Source organism: Pseudarthrobacter sp. NBSH8 (assembly GCF_014217545.1).
Classification (GTDB): Bacteria; Actinomycetota; Actinomycetes; order Actinomycetales; family Micrococcaceae; genus Arthrobacter.
The window spans coordinates 2,397,788-2,415,293 of sequence record NZ_CP043178.1 but is presented as its reverse complement, the minus strand read 5'-3'; the positions used below and the strand labels follow the sequence as shown (position 1 = coordinate 2,415,293).

At 64.5% G+C, this 17,506-nt stretch carries 15 protein-coding genes, 2 tRNA genes and 1 pseudogene; 11 read left to right on the top strand and 7 right to left on the bottom strand.

All coding sequences use genetic code 11. From position 1 onward, the window contains the following. Positions 1 to 14: 14 nt before the first annotated feature. Entirely contained in the window at positions 15 to 995 is a 981-nt protein-coding gene (locus FYJ92_RS11055) for an acyl-CoA thioesterase II (RefSeq protein WP_185260784.1), read from the bottom strand. Positions 996 to 1,059: 64 nt separating this feature from the next. Between FYJ92_RS11055 and FYJ92_RS11050 the strand changes: the two genes are divergently transcribed. Beyond that, a complete protein-coding gene (locus FYJ92_RS11050; protein ID WP_185260783.1) occupies positions 1,060 to 1,716 on the top strand; it encodes a hypothetical protein in 657 nt (218 codons plus the stop codon). A gap of 60 nt (positions 1,717 to 1,776) precedes the next feature. Here FYJ92_RS11050 and FYJ92_RS11045 read toward each other — a convergent pair whose 3' ends face one another. Then, on the bottom strand, positions 1,777 to 2,229 hold the full coding sequence (locus FYJ92_RS11045; protein ID WP_304632550.1) for a globin: 453 nt from the start codon (positions 2,227 to 2,229) through the stop codon (positions 1,777 to 1,779). Positions 2,230 to 2,233: 4 nt separating this feature from the next. Beyond that, positions 2,234 to 2,926 carry a mechanosensitive ion channel family protein gene (locus FYJ92_RS11040; protein WP_185260782.1) on the bottom strand — a complete coding sequence of 231 codons (693 nt, stop codon included), beginning with the start codon at positions 2,924 to 2,926 and terminating at the stop codon, positions 2,234 to 2,236. Positions 2,927 to 3,049: 123 nt separating this feature from the next. Here FYJ92_RS11040 and FYJ92_RS19060 point away from each other — a divergent pair. After that, positions 3,050 to 3,205, top strand: a pseudogene (locus tag FYJ92_RS19060) (epimerase); the annotation flags it as partial. A 12-nt stretch (positions 3,206 to 3,217) separates the two neighbouring features. Here FYJ92_RS19060 and FYJ92_RS11035 read toward each other — a convergent pair. Continuing rightward, positions 3,218 to 3,691, bottom strand: a complete 474-nt coding sequence (locus FYJ92_RS11035) for an OsmC family protein (RefSeq protein ID WP_185260781.1) — start codon at positions 3,689 to 3,691, stop codon at positions 3,218 to 3,220. Between the two features lie 9 nt (positions 3,692 to 3,700). Then, a complete protein-coding gene (gene pepN, locus FYJ92_RS11030; protein ID WP_185260780.1) occupies positions 3,701 to 6,268 on the bottom strand; it encodes an aminopeptidase N in 2,568 nt (855 codons plus the stop codon). Positions 6,269 to 6,378: 110 nt separating this feature from the next. Here pepN and FYJ92_RS11025 point away from each other — a divergent pair, with 110 nt between their 5' ends. The 3 genes from FYJ92_RS11025 (at position 6,379) to FYJ92_RS11015 (ending at position 8,888) form a co-directional block, all read left to right on the top strand. Continuing rightward, positions 6,379 to 7,398: a hypothetical protein gene (locus FYJ92_RS11025; RefSeq protein WP_185260779.1), complete on the top strand. Its 1,020-nt coding sequence runs from the start codon at positions 6,379 to 6,381 to the stop codon at positions 7,396 to 7,398. Positions 7,399 to 7,473: 75 nt separating this feature from the next. Next, positions 7,474 to 7,968 (top strand): ribose-5-phosphate isomerase, encoded by a 495-nt coding sequence (locus FYJ92_RS11020; protein WP_185260778.1) that lies wholly within the window; start codon positions 7,474 to 7,476, stop codon positions 7,966 to 7,968. After that, complete coding sequence (locus FYJ92_RS11015) at positions 7,968 to 8,888, top strand: Fpg/Nei family DNA glycosylase (protein ID WP_185260777.1); 921 nt, start codon at positions 7,968 to 7,970, stop codon at positions 8,886 to 8,888. The genes FYJ92_RS11020 and FYJ92_RS11015 overlap by 1 nt, the downstream gene beginning before the upstream one ends. A 76-nt stretch (positions 8,889 to 8,964) precedes the next feature. On the opposite strand, the gene FYJ92_RS11010 is transcribed toward FYJ92_RS11015, so the two are convergent. Continuing rightward, positions 8,965 to 9,035, bottom strand: a tRNA-Gly gene (locus FYJ92_RS11010). A gap of 148 nt (positions 9,036 to 9,183) precedes the next feature. On the opposite strand from FYJ92_RS11010, the gene FYJ92_RS11005 reads away from it, so the two are divergent. The 6 genes from FYJ92_RS11005 to FYJ92_RS10980 all read left to right on the top strand — a co-directional run bounded on the left by FYJ92_RS11005 (position 9,184) and on the right by FYJ92_RS10980 (position 14,423). Next, positions 9,184 to 9,258, top strand: a tRNA-Pro gene (locus FYJ92_RS11005). Between the two features lie 85 nt (positions 9,259 to 9,343). Further along, a complete protein-coding gene (tig, locus tag FYJ92_RS11000) occupies positions 9,344 to 10,735 on the top strand; it encodes a trigger factor (RefSeq protein WP_185260776.1) in 1,392 nt (463 codons plus the stop codon). Between the two features lie 224 nt (positions 10,736 to 10,959). Continuing rightward, the gene (locus tag FYJ92_RS10995) at positions 10,960 to 11,583 is read left to right on the top strand and encodes an ATP-dependent Clp protease proteolytic subunit (protein ID WP_185260775.1); all 624 of its coding nucleotides are present in this window, start codon (positions 10,960 to 10,962) and stop codon (positions 11,581 to 11,583) included. 36 nt (positions 11,584 to 11,619) lie between these two features. Then, entirely contained in the window at positions 11,620 to 12,279 is a 660-nt protein-coding gene (locus FYJ92_RS10990; RefSeq protein WP_185260774.1) for an ATP-dependent Clp protease proteolytic subunit, read from the top strand. 179 nt (positions 12,280 to 12,458) lie between these two features. Next, entirely contained in the window at positions 12,459 to 13,739 is a 1,281-nt protein-coding gene (clpX, locus tag FYJ92_RS10985; protein WP_185260773.1) for an ATP-dependent Clp protease ATP-binding subunit ClpX, read from the top strand. 69 nt (positions 13,740 to 13,808) lie between these two features. Then, positions 13,809 to 14,423 (top strand): disulfide bond formation protein DsbA, encoded by a 615-nt coding sequence (locus FYJ92_RS10980; protein WP_185260772.1) that lies wholly within the window; start codon positions 13,809 to 13,811, stop codon positions 14,421 to 14,423. A 358-nt stretch (positions 14,424 to 14,781) separates the two neighbouring features. On the opposite strand, the gene valS is transcribed toward FYJ92_RS10980, so the two are convergent. Continuing rightward, positions 14,782 to 17,400, bottom strand: coding sequence for a valine--tRNA ligase (gene valS / locus FYJ92_RS10975; protein ID WP_185260771.1), 2,619 nt, complete (start codon positions 17,398 to 17,400; stop codon positions 14,782 to 14,784). Between the last annotated feature and the right edge of the window lie 106 nt (positions 17,401 to 17,506).

The window sequence follows — 17,506 nt, the reverse complement described above, 5'->3', positions numbered from 1 at the left end:
GCCCAGCCCCGGCCTCAGCCTCGCCCGGCCTTGCGGATCTGGTGCTCCAGGACTTTGGATTGTAGGGCGCCAACTACTTTGTTCTTCAGGTCCGTGGGCACCCGGACCATGCCCTCCTGTGCCACCGAGGCAACGTGCTGCCCGGCCCGGTTGAAGATCTTGCCCGTGGCGAGGCCGCGGGCTCCCTGGGCGCTGGGCGATTCCTGGACGTAGAGCAGCCATTCGTCCACCCGGGCGGGGCGATGCCACCACATGGCATGGTCCAGGCTGGCGACACTCATACCGGGCGTGATCCAGCTCAGCCCGTGGCGGCGCAGGATGGATTCCAGCAGCGTGTAGTCGCTGGCGTAGGCCAGGGCAGCCCGGTGCAGGTTTGAATCATCGGGCATGGGCCCGAACGTCTTCATCCAGACAGCGTTCCTGGCCTCCTTCTTGCCCTTGGCCGAGACGTACAGCGGCGGGTCAACGTGTCTGATATCAAAGGGCCGCTCATAGGCCCAGTGCTGGGCGATCGGGTGGTCGAACTTACCCAGCAGATCGGCCGTGCTCGGCAGCGACTCAGGATCGGGGATGTTGGCGGGCATCTTGGATTCGTGGTCGAGCCCTCCGTCCAGATCCTGGAAGGAGGCGATCATCGATAGGATGGGCACACCTTCCTGATAGGCATGGACACGCCTGGCCGAAAAGGACCGGCCGTCACGCAGTCGCTGGACACCAAACGTGATGGGCTTGTTGGCGTCCCCGGGCCGGAGGAAATAGCCGTGCATGGAATGGACAAACCGTTCCGGGTCCACCGTCCTCATGGAAGCGACCAGCGACTGGGCCAGCACCTGGCCGCCGAACACGCGCTGCCGGGGTTGCTGCTGCGATGGGCCAAGGAAGATGTCCTCATCGGTCCGGGCGCCTTCAAGCTCACCAAGGTCAAGGAGTTGGATGAGCGTTTCGGTGGGGTCGCCGCTGGGTGGCGCCAGCAGTCCGGTTTCGGCTTCAGTCATGAATTGACTCTAGACGCCGCCCCTGCCGCTGCTCAACCAAGCTTCAGCCGGTAGTGTTCTTAGTGTGTCTGACCTACTAACGAAGTCCTTCCGGTTCGCCGACCCGCGTGATCTCGCGGATCTGCGCACCTTCACCACCCGTGCCAAGGCCGTGGACGACGGCGCCATCCGGCTTCAGGCTGCTGGTTCCGTTCTGGCAGCCTACGTGTGCGTTCTGCGGCCCCGCCTGCTGGGCGAATCCACCCCCACCATCCTGGGCCTGCGCACCATGGCGCTAGCGGAACCCTCAGCGATTGACGTGACGGTGCCGCTCTCAGCCGTCCTGGACCGGCTTGCCAGGGCAGGAGAGGACGACGTCGAACTGCCGATTCCGCCGTCCACGATCACCGAATCGTGGACGGGGGTCGGCGCTCCGCGCACCGGCTGGGAGCTGGTGGGTGTGTTGTCGGATGCCGAACTCCGGCGCGCGGCTGAGGCCGGCATCACCGAAGTGGCGGGCATCATGCCCGCCCAGCCGGGGGCACTGATCGTCAACAACGCGCGCGCCGCTGTGTGGGGCCGGGCCCTTGATGACTCCGGCCTCCCGGCAGGAGCCGCATTCGCGGCCCTCACCTTGGGATTCCTCGCAGATGCGGACCAGAAGCTGTACCGGGCGGGCCGCTGGTTCCGCCTCAGTGGTCCGCGCGGCCACGTCCTGGCTCGGACCGGCAGCGGTCTTTAGTACCCCGCCAGCCGTCGTCGTACGCGTTAAGGCTCCAGCCCCGCAGGAGGGCCGTGGGCGTCAGGCGTCCGAGGGGCTGTTCACCATGGACAACGCGGCACGGTCCATGTAGTCCCAGAGCGTTCCCTCGTACAAGGGCGGCAGTTCCAGGGCGTCCACGGCCGTCCGCATGTGGAACAGCCAGCGGTCCTTGGCCTCGGGGGTGACCCGGAACGGCATGTGGCGCATCCTCAGGCGCGGGTGTCCGCGTTCTTCGCCGTACGTGGTGGGGCCGCCCCAGTACTGCTCCAGGAACATCAGGAACCGCCGCTTGGCCGGCTCAAGGTCCTCCTCCGGGTACATCGGGCGCAACAGCGGGTCCGTGGCGACGCCGTCGTAAAATACATCGACCAGCTTGACGAACGTGGTGTGTCCGCCCACGGCATCGTAGAAGTTCTCCGTGTAGCCGGGTTGGCTGAAGGGGTCGTTCTGCATGAGCTGTCGGGGCTTCTGCGGCTCGGCGGGTATGGTCATGTCTCTATGCTCCGGCCTGTTGCTTTGTTTTTTCCGCCTCGGTGGCGGGCGCGCTCAGGGCAGTCTCCTGCCCGGCGACCGGCAGGTCCGGCACCGGCACGTATTTGCCCTGCGAACGGTTGCCGACTCTAAGGATCTCGCCATTGCGGAGGTACCAGATGGCGCCGTCCTCCGCGCGGACCCGGGTGATGCGTAGCCCCATGGATTCGACCACTCCCACCACTTCGCTGGTTTCGATGACGTCGCCGATCCCGAATTGGTCTTCGATGGTGATGAAGATCCCCGAGAGGAAGTCACGGATCAGCTGTTGTGCGCCAAACCCGATGGCGATACCCAGGATCCCGACGCTGGTCAACAGTGGTGTGATGTTGATGTCCAGGTTCTGGAGCACATACATGATGGTGATCACGGCCACCAGCACGCCCACGATGCTGTTGAGCAGGGAACCAATGGTCTCCGCCCGCTGCACCCGGCGTTCATGGTCCAGTGCCCGCAGTGCGGGGGCAACCCACTTGAAATGCGGTTTTTTGAAGAAATTGCTGCCCGCGGCCACGCGCTTGCTGATCCGCGAAATCACGAACGTCGCCACCAGCCACACGGCGATTCCGACGCCAAGGCTGATCGCGATGCCCGTGATGCTGACGCCGTTGGGCTGCGCGGTGAGGGGTGGGGGTGTAATCGACATCGTGCTGAACATAACGGCAAAACTCCTGGGGTCACCGGCGATGGCCGGGGGATGACGTCGGCCGATGCACGGGTTCGCCCGCGGCATAGGCTCTATTCCCTTTCAACCCTAGCGCCGTAGCGCGGCCCCGGACGCATCCTCATTCTGGGTGGAACCGCCTTTCGCTCGACTGAAATCGCCCGGCAGGCCGTTTCCGCAGGTCACGCAGTTACGTGCCTGGCCGGCGAATCCGCGACGGAACCGCCAAACGGTGTCCGGTGGGTCAACGCGGCCCGTTCACTCGGCGCGGCCGGTGAACTCCTGTCAGGCCACCACAGTCATGGGTGAATGATGGACGGGGAAGTTGACGCTCCGGGCGATGAAACAGACCGCGTTGGCTTCGCGGTGCAGCTGTTCGGCCAGATCCACATGGGCCGCGTCCACTACGGTGACCCGCGGGTTCAGCGTGACGGACTCAAACTGTCCGCTGCCGTCGCGGTTCAGGCGCATCACACCGGTGGCGTCGTCCTGATAGTGGGTCACCACCACACCGTGCTTCACCGCCACGTGCAGGAAGGACAGCATGTGGCACTGTGCCAGCGCCGCAAGGAGCAGCTGCTCCGGGTTGTAGCGGTCACGGTCGCCATGGAACGTAGGATCGGCCGAGCCGGGCAGGACCGGCAGCCCGGGGATCCGGACGTCGTGGTCCCGTGAGTAGCCACGGTACGACGACGTGCCGACTCCCAGGTTGCCGGTCCACTGCACCGTCAGGGAATAGTGGTGCTCGCCCAGGCCCATGGGGCAGGCCTACAGCTCGCCCGGCAGCACGTCGGCCGAGCGTGCCCGCAGAGCCCGGGCCACGCCGTCGCGGTTTTCCAGCATCATGCGCCGCAGTGCGGCGCTGTCGGCCTGAAAGCCTGCCAGGAAAGCATCCGTCCGGTCCACCGTTGTCTGCGTAGTCAGCAGCGCAGGGTAAAGCCCGACGACGATCTGCTGGGCGAGTGCGTGTGTGCGGTTTGCCACGATCGAGGGAACAGCCTCGAAGTACTTTTCCGCGTACGGTTCCAGCAGCGAACGGTCCAGCACGCGCATAAAGCCATTAACCGCTGAACCCTGGAGCGCATTGGAGAGTTCTCCCGTGACCACTATCGAGTCCCAGGCGGCGGCCTTGGCTTCGGCGGTGGGGATGGCCGCCGTGGCCAGGGCCGCGGCGTTCTGTCCACTCGCGGTGTTGTCGCGTTCCAGTTCGGCGGCGATCTCTGCCTGGCCCAGCCGGCCACCGGCCACCAGCGACGTCAGCAGCTCCCAGCGGAGGTCCTGGTCCACGGTCAGCCCCTCCAGGGTCGCGGTGCCGTCCAGCAGCCCGGCCACGGTGTCCAGCTGGCCTGAGCTGCGGGCCAGCAGGGCAATCGACTTCACAAACTGCAGCTGGGCGTCAGACCCGCCAAGTGCTGCGCTGGCAAGGTCCCACAGGGTGTCCACGGCGGCGACCGCGGTGGCCTCGCGGTGTTCCTCGGCCACATAGAAGTTCAGCGTGGTGGCCAGCTGGCGCAGCTGGACCAGGATCACCGAGGAATCCGATTCCGCGGCCACGTTGGCCAGGATCAGCTCCACGTACCGGCGCGCGGGGGACTCGCCATCGCGGGCAGCGTCCCAGGCCGCGTTCCACACCAGGGTGCGCGGCAGGCTCTCGCTGAAGTCTTTCAGGTGCGCCGTTGCCGTGGCGAGGGACTTCTCGTCCAGCCGGACCTTCGCGTAGGCGAGATCGTCGTCGTTGACCAGGATCAGGTCAGGTTGCGCCAGGCCCGCCAGCGCCGGCACCTCGGTGCGCTCGCCGTCGACGTCGAGCTCCTCGCGGTGCACGCGCTCCAGTTTGCCCGCGCTGTTCAGGTTGTAGAACCCGACGGCAAGCCGGTGCGGACGGATGGTGGGCCAGTCATCGACGGCTGACTGCACGATGGTGAAGGACGTCAGGGTCCCGGAGCCGTCCACAGCGAGCTCCGGCTTGAGCGTATTGACGCCGGCAGTCTCCAGCCAGAGGCGGCCCCACTGGTCCAGGTCGCGGCCGCTGGCCTTTTCCAGCTCCACCATGAGGTCGCTGAGCTCGGTGTTCTGCCACGCGTGCTTGGCGAAGTACTCCCGGACCCCGGCCATGAACTGCTCCGGCCCCACCCACGCCACCAACTGGCGCAGGACTGAGGCGCCCTTGGCGTAGGTGATGCCATCGAAGTTGACCTCCACGTCCTGAAGGTCGCTGATGTCGGCGAAGATCGGGTGCGTCGTGGGCAGCTGGTCCTGGCGGTAGGCCCAGGACTTCTCCACCGAGGCGAACGTGGTCCAGGCGCTTGTAAATGACGTGTTTTCCACGGCGGCGAGGTGGGACATGTATTCGGCGAAGGATTCGTTGAGCCAGAGGTCGTTCCACCAGCGCATGGTCACCAGGTCCCCGAACCACATGTGCGCGAGTTCGTGCAGCACGGTGATGGCCCGGCGCTCGATCTGCGCCCCGGTCACCTTGCTCCGGAAAACGTAGCCTTCGAGGATGGTCACCGCGCCGGCATTCTCCATGGCGCCTGCGTTGAACTCCGGCACGAACAGCTGATCGTACTTCTCGAACGGGTACGGGAAGCCGAATTGCGCCTCGAAGAATTCGAAGCCTTGGCGGGTCAGGTCAAAGATGTTGTCCGCGTCGAGGTACTGCATCAGGGATTTCCGGGCAAAAACACCCAGCGGGATCACGCGGCCGTCGGAACTGGTGACCTCGGACCGGACAGCCTGGTACGGGCCGGCGATCAGGGCGGTGACATAGGAAGACAGCCGCGGTGTGGCGGTGAACGCCCAGACCGAGCGGGCGCCGCCGTCCGCCCCTGGCGTGGCCTCCACGGGGGCAGGGGTGGGGGAATTGGAGATGACATCCCAGTGCGAGGGCGCCGTGACCGTGAACCTGAAGGTCCCCTTGAGGTCGGGCTGCTCAAACACCGCGAACATGCGGCGCGAATCGGGAACCTCGAACTGCGTGTACAGGTACGCCTCCTGGTCCACTGGATCGACAAAGCGGTGCAGGCCTTCGCCGGTGTTCATATACGGCGCGTCTGCCACCACCGTGAGCTCGTTGGAGCCATCCAGTTCCGGGAGCTGGATCCGGACGCCGTCGGACAGTGCCGCAGGGTCGAGGGCTCGCCCGTTGAGCGTAATGCTGTGCACGGCGTGGGTGACGGCATCGATAAATGTGGCGGAACCCGGCACTGCCGTGAACCTCACCGTGGTGGTGGTCCCGAAGACCTTCTCGCCCCTGGTCAGGTCCAGGATGACATCGTAGGAGTCAACGGTGATGAGTTCGGCACGCTCGCGGGCTTCGGCGCGGGTCAGGTTCATACCTGGCAAGTGGGGCCTCCAGAAGGGGTTGCGGTTGCCGGCGGGCGGTGGCCTGCACCGGCACAGTGAAGTCATTCTGTCACGGCCTCCGGCGGGGGTAGCGTTAATGCATGGGAAAGTTCCGGGATTCGGTGGATACCAAGGCATTGCGCTTTGCAGTGGGCTTTCCCGTGGTCTTGGCGGCGGCTTTTGTGTTCTGCGCCTTTTTGCTGCGGCCCGATCTTCCGGACCCCGTGGCGATCAGCTGGACGGCCGACGGCGGCGCCTCCTTTGCCCCGTTCGGCGCCTATGCGGGCGGCGGCGCGGTGCTCATCATCGCCTTAGGCTGGCTGGTTCTGTTCCAGGCGGCACCGCTGTCCCGGCCGGCTGTTATGCGTCGGATCATGATGGGGACCGGACTGTTCCTGAGCATGTTCATCACCAGTGTCCTGGCGGCCGGGCTGGTGGGACAGGCCGGCCTCGCCGACGCCCGGGAGTCCCGGGTGGATCTCACGGTCCTCGCATTGGGCAGCGGAGCGGCGTTGTCGCTGGGCGTCATGATGGGTTTCGTGTTCAAGGCTGACCGGCAGTGGTCGCTTGACGACGACCGGGCCCTGGAGCTGGCCCTCGCCCGCGAGCTTGACCCGGAGCTCGCCGGAGACACCTTCCGGATGTGGGTGCACGCCCGCAGTTCCGTGTTTGTGATGATCGCTGTGGCAAGCCTGTTCCCGGCCGCGCTGATCGCCGTGGCGCTGCCTTGGCTCGGGGCCCTGGTGGCTGGCCTCGCCGTGGTGGCGGCGGCTTTCCTCTGTGCCCGTGTCAAGGCCGACCGCCGTGGCCTGCGTGTCCTGGTGGCCGGCGTGCTGCCGGTCATGGATGTGCCGGCAGCCGCGATTTCCACCGCGAGTGCCGCGGACGTCCGCGCCGCCGACTACGGCGGGTGGGGCTACCGCAACCACGGCGGCACCGCCGCGATGCTGGTCAGCAGCGGCCCCGCCGTCGTCGTTCATCAAACCGACGGGCGTAACCTTGCGGTCAGCGGCGGCAGCCCGGCATCCGCGGCCCGGCTGGCAGATGTCCTTACCCGGGTGGCTGCCAGGGCGCACGGGGGTCCGTCCGTCGAGCGTGCCCCGGAGTCTGAGTCCGAGTAACCTTGTCCCTGATGATCTGACCCTGGCCTGAACCAGCGCTGCTGGTTCCCGGCGCCGAAACGAACGGATACTGCTGTGACTTCTTCCCCTGCCTTCCCGCGGGTACACATCGCCACCGACCACGCAGGCATGGAACTCAGCGCCCACCTGGTCAGCCACCTCACGGCCAAGGGCTACGACGTGGTGGACCACGGCCCTAAGGAATATGACGCCTTGGACGATTACCCGTCCTTCTGCATCAACGCAGCGCTCGCCGTCGTCGCTGACGGGCAGGCAGGAATCCACGCCCTCGGCATCGTCCTGGGCGGCTCGGGGAACGGCGAACAGATTGCGGCCAACAAGGTCAAAGGGGTTCGCGCGGCCCTCGCCTGGAACCACTCCACCGCCACCCTGGCGCGTGAACACAACGACGCCAACGTGGTGGCCGTGGGCGGCCGCCAGCACACTGTCGAAGAAGCAACCGAACTGATCGAGGCTTTCCTGGCTGAGCCGTTCAGCAACGACGAACGGCATGTCCGCCGCATCGCCAAGATTGCGGCTTACGAAACCACCGGCGAGGTCATCGAGTAGTGCCCGAAGGGCATTCAGTCCGCCGGCTGGCGCAACAGTTCGGGGACGTCTTTACCGGGGAGTCACTGTCCGTCAGCAGCCCGCAGGGCAGGTTCGCCGCCGGCGCAGCGCTGCTGGATGGCCAGGTCCTCACGGCTTCGCACGCCCACGGCAAGCACCTCTTCCTGCACTTTGACCACGCCGTGGTGCTGCACGTCCACCTGGGACTCTATGGTGCCTGGGACTTCGGCGGCGACGCCACGTTCAGCGGGGCCTCCAGCATCGGCGCGCCGCGGAAGATCGGGGAGCGCGAGGTTTTCGGCGAACCCGAAATTTCCGACGACGCCGGGACAGTTGAGTACGCAGGTCCGCCCGAGCCCCGCGGCGCCGTGCGCGTCCGGCTGGCCAGCCGCCATGGCTGGGCAGACCTGCGCGGGGCCACCACCTGCGCGGCCATCACCGAGGCCGAAGCGCGCGCCGTCCTGGCACGGCTGGGGCCGGATCCGCTGCACGGCCGTCCCGCGGACAGGGCCCGATTTGTGACGGGTATTTTGTCCCGCAAGACGCCCATCGCAGCGCTGCTAATGGACCAGAAGGTGATTGCCGGCGTCGGGAATGTCTACAGGGCCGAAGTGCTGTTCCGGCAACGCCTGGATCCCTGGCTGCCAGGCACTGCCCTTTCCACCAGCGCCGCCGGTCTGTTGTGGGACGACACGGCCGCAATAATGGCCGACGGCGTCCGCGACGGGCGGATCATCACCACGCCGCCGGTGTATTGGGAACCAGATCACCGGGAGCCAGAGGCGGGCCCGCCCGCGGGCGGCGACGCCCACTTTGTGTACAAGCGGGAGGGGCGGCCCTGCCGGGTCTGTGCCGTGCCGGTGGCCATCACCGAAATGGTGGGCCGCAAGCTGTACTGGTGCCCCGGCTGCCAGCAATAGCCAACATAGTCAGCTGACTCATAGGGCACCCACACAAAAGAGCAGGGCCCTCACTGAGGGGCCCTGCTCTATGCGGAGGGGACGACGGGAATCGAACCCGCATCATCAGTTTGGAAGACTGAGGCTTTACCACTAAGCTACGTCCCCGGAAAAATACACCTCAGCTGTTGCATCAGGCTGCACTGCGTTTCTTCGGGCTGGCTGTTGAAGCCGGATACAACTAAACCTAATTCATGCCCCACGTGTCAAATGTGCAAAGAACGCCCGGATGAACGTAGACTTGCCTGTGCACTTACGGGGTGTAGCTCAGCTTGGCTAGAGCACCTGCTTTGGGAGCAGGAAGTCGCAGGTTCAAATCCTGTCACCCCGACTCTGCGGCTCGGGCCGTGCAAACGGCCCGGGCAGAAAACTGCGTTTGCAGAAACCCATCCCACAAACCCAGGAGTACTTAGACCGTGAAGAGCGCTGTCGAGAACCTCACCCCCACGCGGGTCAAGCTCAATGTTGAGGTCCCTTTTGAGGAATTGAAGCCCAGCATCGACGAGGCATACAAGACTGTTGCTTCGCAGATCCAGGTCCCTGGCTTCCGTAAGGGCAAGGTCCCGTCCAAGCTGATCGATCAGCGCGTTGGCCGCGGCTACGTGCTGGAGACGGCCATCAACGAAGGCCTCAACGGCTGGTACCAGGCTGCTGTCCAGGAATCAGGCATCCGCCCCCTGAGCCGTCCCGAGGTGGAAATCACCGAGGTTCCGGACCCCAGCTCCACGGACGGGGAACTGAAGTTCCACGCCGAGGTTGATATCCGCCCGGAGATCGAACTCCCGGACTACGCCGGTATCAAGGTCGAGGTAGCCGCAGCGGAATCCTCCGACGAAGACGTTGACAAGGCCCTGGATGAACTGCGCGGCCGCTTCGGCACGCTGAAGTCCGTGGACCGCCCGGCCGCCGATGGTGACTTCCTGACCATCGATATCACCGCCACCATTGACGGTGCGGACGTTGATTCCGCGTCCGGTCTGTCTTACCAGGTGGGCGCCGAAACCATGCTCGAGGGCCTGGACGAGGCCGTCACCGGACTCAGCGTTGACGAAGACGCCATCTTCGAAACCACCCTTGTGGGCGGTGACCACGCCGGCGAGTCCGCCCAGGTGAAGGTTGTTGTCAAGGCCGTCAAGGAGCGCGAGCTTCCGGAAGCCAACGACGACTTCGCCCAGCTGGCCTCCGAGTTCGACACCCTGGCTGAACTCCGCGAGGACCTGGCCAAGCAGGCTGCCGAGTCCAAGGTTGTTGAGCAGGGCGTAGAGGCCCGCGACAAGGTCTTGGACAAGCTCGTTGAACTCGTCCAGGTTCCGGTTCCGGACTCCGTGGTCGAAGAGCAGGTCGACGCCCACTTCAAGGAGGGCAACGGCCACGGTGAAGGCGAGCACGACACCGAGGAGCACCGCGAAGAGGTCAAGGCCAACACCGCCCGCGCCTTCCAGAACGAAGTCATCCTCGACGCCATTGCCGAAAAGGAAGAAGTCAACGTCAGCCAGGCTGAGCTGATCGACTACATCGTCAGCGCCGCCAGCCAGTACGGCATGGACCCGAACCAGTTCGCCCAGATCATCGATCAGAGCGGCCAGGTTCCCATGATGGTTTCAGAGGTCCGTCGCCGGAAGGCACTGGCCGTAGTCCTGGGCCAGGCCGCCGTAACCGACACCGACGGCAAGTCTGTTGACCTCAGTGACTTCGTCCGCCCCGGCGGCGAAGACGAGGCTCCCGCCGTTGAGGCTGAGGCCACTGAAGACACCAACGCCGAGACCGACGCCACCCCGAGTGACGACCCGGCAGCAGTGAAGTTCTAGCACGCCCCTGGCAGTGCGACTGAAGGCAGCCCCCGGACCTACTGGTCCGGGGGCTGCCGTGGTTTACGGGCAGTTGCAGGGATCGTGCGCCGTCAGCGAACAGCGCGATTCCGGCGAACAAATCGGCCACCAAACCGGTTAGTGTCCAAGTAGTGAAGTTCAGTGATGTCACCGTCACCAGCGAGAGGTAAGTACATATGTCACAGCACGCAGAGGCCCCCCGGATGGCGACTGTAGATCCGGCCGGCCAGGACAACTACATCTACAACCGCCTCCTGAAAGAGCGCATCATCTGGCTGGGCTCCGAGGTGCGTGACGACAACGCCAACGCCATCTGCTCGCAGTTGCTGCTCCTGTCCGCCGAGAACCCGGAAAAGGACATCTACCTCTACATCAACTCTCCCGGTGGCTCCGTGACCGCGGGCATGGCCATCTATGACACCATGCAGTTCATCCCGAACGACGTCGTCACCGTCGCCACCGGACTGGCAGCCTCCATGGGCCAGTTCCTGCTCTCCTCCGGCACCAAGGGCAAGCGCTACGCCACCCCCAACGCCCGCGTCCTGATGCACCAGCCCTCCGGCGGTATCGGCGGCACGGCGTCGGACATCAAGATCCAGGCCGAGCTCATCCTGCACATGAAGAAGGTCATGGCTGAGCTGACCGCGGATCAGACCGGACAGTCGGTGGAAACCATCCTCAAGGACAACGACCGCGACAAATGGTTCACCGCCTCAGAAGCCCTCGAATACGGCTTCTTCGACAAGATCGCTGCCCACGCCGGCACCGTGGCCGGCGGCGGCGGAACCGCCAACGGGCCCTCCGGCGAGTCGGCATCCGAGAAGTAACCCGGCAATAGAACCTTTAGATCAGGAGCAACAACAATGACTTACAACTTCGGATCGACTGCCGGTAACCTTCCGACCAGCCGCTACGTCCTTCCCCAGTTCGAAGAGCGCACGCCTTATGGCTTTAAGCGCCAGGACCCCTACACCAAGCTGTTCGAGGACCGCATCATCTTCCTCGGCGTTCAGGTGGATGATGCCTCGGCCGATGACGTCATGGCCCAGCTGCTGGTCCTCGAGTCCACCGACCCGGACCGTGACATCACCCTGTACATCAACTCCCCGGGTGGCTCTTTTACCGCCATGACGGCGATTTACGACACCATGCAGTACATCCGGCCTGAAATCCAGACCGTCTGCCTTGGCCAGGCGGCCAGCGCCGCCGCGGTTCTGCTCGCCGCAGGCACCCCCGGCAAGCGTTTGGCGCTGCCCAACGCGCGTGTCCTCATCCACCAGCCGGCACTGTCCGGCGGCCAGGGCGGCCAGGCTTCGGACCTTGAGATCCAGGCCGCGGAAGTCATGCGGATGCGGTCTTGGCTCGAGGACACCCTCGCGCACCACTCAGGCCGCACGTCCGAGCAGGTCAACAACGACATCGAGCGCGACAAGATCCTGACCGCGGCCGACGCCCTGGAGTACGGTCTTATCGACCAGGTCCTTGATTCCCGCAAGATCAAGCCACAGGCAATTACCAGGTAGTAAGGATCTTCGAAGGCCGGTGCGGTCCAGCTATTTGGGCCGCACCGGCCTTCGCTTTCCACCCTTGGACGCAATTGTGACCTAGAGTGGAAGATGTCACGGCCGGTCCTCCCAGTCCCGCCACGATTCCAGCAACGGTGCATAGCTGCCTGGCAGCAAGATACTAAAGGGGTTCACATATGGCTCGGATTGGCGAGAGCACGGATCTGCTGAAGTGTTCTTTCTGCGGAAAGAGCCAGAAGCAGGTACGCAAGCTCATTGCCGGGCCCGGTGTTTATATCTGCGACGAATGCATTGAACTCTGCAACGAGATCATTGAAGAAGAACTCGCGGAAGTCGCCGATCTGGGCAGCTTCGAACTGCCCAAGCCCCGCGAGATCTTCGACTTCCTGCAGGAATACGTCATCGGCCAGGAACCTGCCAAGCGTTCCCTCGCCGTCGCCGTCTACAACCACTACAAGCGGATCCAGGCGGGCCACGCCCCCAAGAGCGGCAGCCTCGCCGAGGGCGGCCACCACGACGATGTTGAAATTGCCAAGTCAAACATCCTCCTGATCGGCCCGACGGGCTGCGGTAAAACCTACCTGGCCCAGACACTGGCGCGGCGGCTGAATGTTCCGTTTGCGGTTGCCGACGCCACCGCGCTTACCGAAGCCGGCTATGTGGGTGAGGACGTGGAGAACATCCTCCTCAAGCTCATCCAGTCAGCGGATTACGATGTCAAAAAGGCCGAACAGGGCATCATTTACATTGACGAAATCGACAAGATTTCGCGCAAGAGCGAGAACCCGTCCATCACCCGGGATGTCTCCGGTGAGGGCGTGCAGCAGGCCCTCCTGAAGATCCTCGAAGGAACGGTGGCCTCCGTCCCACCCCAGGGCGGACGCAAGCACCCCCACCAGGAATTCATCCAGATCGACACCACCAACGTGCTCTTTATCGTGGCCGGCGCCTTTGCCGGGCTGGAAGAGATCATCGGTTCGCGTTCCGGACGTAAGGGCATCGGCTTCGGCGCCCCGCTCAACGACGCCAGCAACAAGGTGGACTCCTACGGCGAAGTGATGCCCGAGGACCTGCTGAAATTCGGCCTCATCCCGGAATTCATCGGCCGCCTGCCCGTGATCACCACGGTCTCCAGCCTGGACCGCGATGCCCTCATCCAAATCCTCTCCACGCCGAAGAACGCTCTGGTCAAGCAGTACCAGAAGATGTTCCAGATCGACGGTGTGGAACTCGTCTTTGATGAGGACGCCCTCAACGCCATCGCCGACCAGGCACTTGAGCGTGGCACCGGGGCACGGGGCCTCCGCGCCATCATGGAGGAAGTGCTGCTCCCGGTTATGTTCGACCTCCCCAGCCGCGAAGACGTGGCCAGCGTGGTCATCACCGCTGACGTTGTCCTCAGCAAGGCCGAGCCCACCCTCATTCCGCACGTGACCAAGCGGCGGAAATCCGCCTGACGCGTCCGCCACCCCGTCTGACCTTTCCCGCAGCCATTCCCGCACGCCCAGGAACCAGAGGACTCACGCATGACTGAAACAACCATCAACCAGGCCGACTTCTGGTTCGATCCGCTGTGCCCGTTCGCCTGGATCACGTCGCGCTGGATCGGCGAGGTTGAGGCCGTCCGCGACATCGAGACCGTGTGGCATGTGATGAGCCTGGCCGTCCTCAACGAGGGGCGCGAACTCGACGCCGGCTATCTGGAGCTCATGGACAAGGCATGGGGCCCGGTCCGGGTCATCATCGCGGCCCAGGAGCAGCACGGCCACCACGTGGTAAAGCCGCTCTACGACGCCATGGGCACACTGATCCACGTCGGCGGGGAGAAGGACTACGGCATTGTCATCAGCAAGGCATTGGCCGAGTGCGGACTGCCGGCCGGCCTGGCAGACATCGCCACCACGGACGCCTTCGATACCCAGCTGCGGGCCAGCCACGAGGAGGGCATCTCGCTGGTGGGCCAGGACGTGGGCACGCCCGTTGTTGCCTTCAACGGAACTGCTTTCTTCGGCCCCGTACTGACCCGCATCCCGCGCGGCGAACAGGCGGGCAAGCTGTGGGATGCCACCGTCACGCTTGCCTCGTACCCGCATTTTTTCGAGATCAAGCGCAGCCGCGGCGAACGCCCCGAATTCAACTGACGCAGTCAGCTAAGAGCCCCGGACGAACTACTCTGATGTAATTCGTCCGGGGCTCTTGCGCATCCAAACAGGCGGGACAACAATGGTTCTTACCCACTTCGAAAGAAGTGAGACGCAGGAACCAAAGATTCAGTGATATGTACCCGACGCAGCCATCGGCAAAGTCAGATACAAGCTACCAGTGACGAGGTAGGAAGACCTGAAGATCCAAGGATCCTGCCAGACCATCAAAGACGTCACCAGGATGGCCGAAAAGTCGAAGCCCCACCAACGGCAAAACGCTGATGGGGCTTCCCCTTTGCCCAAAATCAGGCCGGCCCAAAAACAGGGCTGCTGCTCCGAACCAGGCCTAGACCGGTCAGGCCTTGGGCTGTTCCTCCGGAGCGGCCAACACAACGTCGCTGACGGTCAGTTCGCCGTCGCCCGCCACGAGGGTCAGCTCGCGGGCGTTCGAGGCAGCCTTCAGGTCGCCAAGTCCTGCCTTCAGCTGCGTGGTTAGGGATTCCGACGCCGTGATGGTGGCGGAGAGGACCTCGGTCCGCTGCTTGACCTTGGCTTCGGACTTCGCCTTGCGGACACCGCTCAGGGCCGTGCCAACGGTGGCAAGCAGGGTGGTGTCGCCGTCCACGTCCACTGCGGTGGGCCACTGGGCGCGGTGCACGGAGCCGTTGCGCCACCAGCCCCAGACCTCTTCGGTGGCGAAGGGCAGGAACGGGGCGAAAAGGCGGAGCAGTGTGTCCAGGCTGGTGGCAAGTGCGGCCAGCACGGAGGCCTGCTCAGCGTCGCCGGCGGCACCGTAGGCGCGGTCCTTGATGAGCTCCACGTAATCGTCCGTGAACTGCCAGAAGAAGCTCTCGGTGATCTGCAGGGCCCGGGCATAGTCGTAGTTCTCGAACGCCTTGGTGGACTGGCGTACCACCTCGGCCAGCTGGGCCAGCACCGCACGGTCCAAGGGGTTGGTCAGGACCGAGAGGTCAGTGGACACCACGGAATTCTCCGTCGCACCCAGGTTCAGGACGAACTTTGAGGCGTTCAGCAGCTTGATGGCCAGGCGGCGGCCGATCTTCATCTGCGCGATCTCGTAGGCCGTGTCCGCGCCGAGCTTGGCGGACGTGGCCCAGTACCGGACTGCGTCGGAGCCGAACTCTTCCAGCACATCGCTGGGAACCACCACGTTGCCCTTGGACTTGGACATTTTCTTCCGGTCCGGGTCCAGGATCCAGCCGGAGATGGCGGCATGCTTCCACGGCGCTGCTTGCTGCAGTGCATCAGCCTGGACCACCGAGGAGAACAGCCAGGTACGGATGATGTCGTGTCCCTGGGGGCGCAGGTCAAACGGGAACACCTTTGCAAAGAGGTCCTTGTCCCGGCTCCAGCCGCCCACAATCTGCGGCGTCAGCGAAGATGTGGCCCACGTATCCAGGATGTCGGCGTCGCCGGCGAAGCCACCGGGAACACCGCGCTGGGCTTCGTTGTAACCCGGTGCGGCATCGGCCGCGGGGTCAACGGGCAGCTGCTCATCCAGGGGCACGATCGGGGCGTCGTACTGCGGGTTGCCCTCGGCATCCAGCGGGTACCAGACGGGGATGGGCACACCGAAGAAGCGCTGCCGGGAGACAAGCCAGTCGCCGTTCAGCCCGGAGATCCAGTTCTCGTACCGGGACCGCATAAAGGCCGGGTGGAAGTCTATCTCGTGGCCGCGCGCGATCAGGCGTGCGCGGCGCTCTTCGTCGCGGCCGCCGTTGCGGTAGTACCACTGGCGTGAGGTAACAACTTCAAGGGGCTTGTCTCCCTTTTCGTAGAAGTTCACGGGGTGCATGATCTTCTTCGGTTCGCCGTCGATCAGATCTTCGGCGGCCAGGAGCTCCACCACTGCTTCCTTGGCGCTGAAGACGGTCTTGCCCGCGATGGCTTCGTAGGCGGTGCGGCCGGCGTCGGTGGAGATCCAGTCCGGTGTTTCGCCGATGATCCGTCCGTCCCGGCCAACGATGGCGCGGGTGGGCAGCTGCAGTTCCCGCCACCAGGTGACGTCGGTGAGGTCACCGAAGGTGCACACCATGGCGATGCCGGAGCCCTTGTCCGCCTTGGCCAGCGCATGGGCCCTGACCTCAACCTCAACACCAAAGACCGGGGACGTGACCTTCTTGCCGAACAGCGGCTGGTAGCGCTCGTCGTCGGGGTTTGCCACCAGGGCGGCGCAGGCTGCCAGCAGTTCGGGACGGGTGGTCTCGACGTAGATCTTTTCGCCGTCTTCGGTGAAGAACGGGTACCGGTAGTACGCGCCGGCGACTTCGCGGTCTTCGAGTTCTGCCTGGGCCACGGCCGTGCGGAAGGTGATGTCCCAAAGGGTTGGCGCCTCGGCCATGTAGGCGTCGCCGGCTGCCAGGTTGGCCAGGAAGGCGCGCTGGGAGACTTCGCGGGAAGCGTCGTCAATGGTCCGGTACGTCAACTGCCAGTCCACGGAAAGCCCGAGCTGCTGGAACAGGCTTTCGAACACCTTCTCGTCCTCCACGGCCAGTTCCTCGCACAGCTCGATGAAGTTCCGGCGCGAGACGACGTCGAAATCGCGCTGGTTCTTGGCGGGCTCGGCCGGAGCACGGTAGCCGGCATCGTACGGGATGGCCGGATCGCAGCGCACGCCGTAGTAGTTCTGCACGCGGCGCTCGGTGGGCAGGCCGTTGTCATCCCAACCCATCGGGTAGAACACGTTCTTGCCGATCATGCGCTGGTAGCGGGCCAGCACGTCCGTCTGCGTGAAGGAGAACATGTGCCCCACGTGCAGGGAACCGGACGCTGTGGGCGGGGGAGTGTCGATCGAGTAGACCTGCTCCCGGGTGGTGTCCGGGTTGAACTTGTAGGTCCCTTCGGCAAGCCAGCGCTGCGTGAGGGCAGCTTCGAGCCCCTCGAGGGCGGGCTTGTCCGGAACGTTGATAGGGGCGGTGGAGGGCGTGTCTGTACCCTGAGTGTCTTCAGCCATCTGGCAATTGTTTCATGGTCTGTTCCTCCCGCGGCACGGGAGCCTGCCGTAGCATGCGGGAGATAGGCACAAACGCGGACATTTTTGGGACCAAGCGCAGCTATGA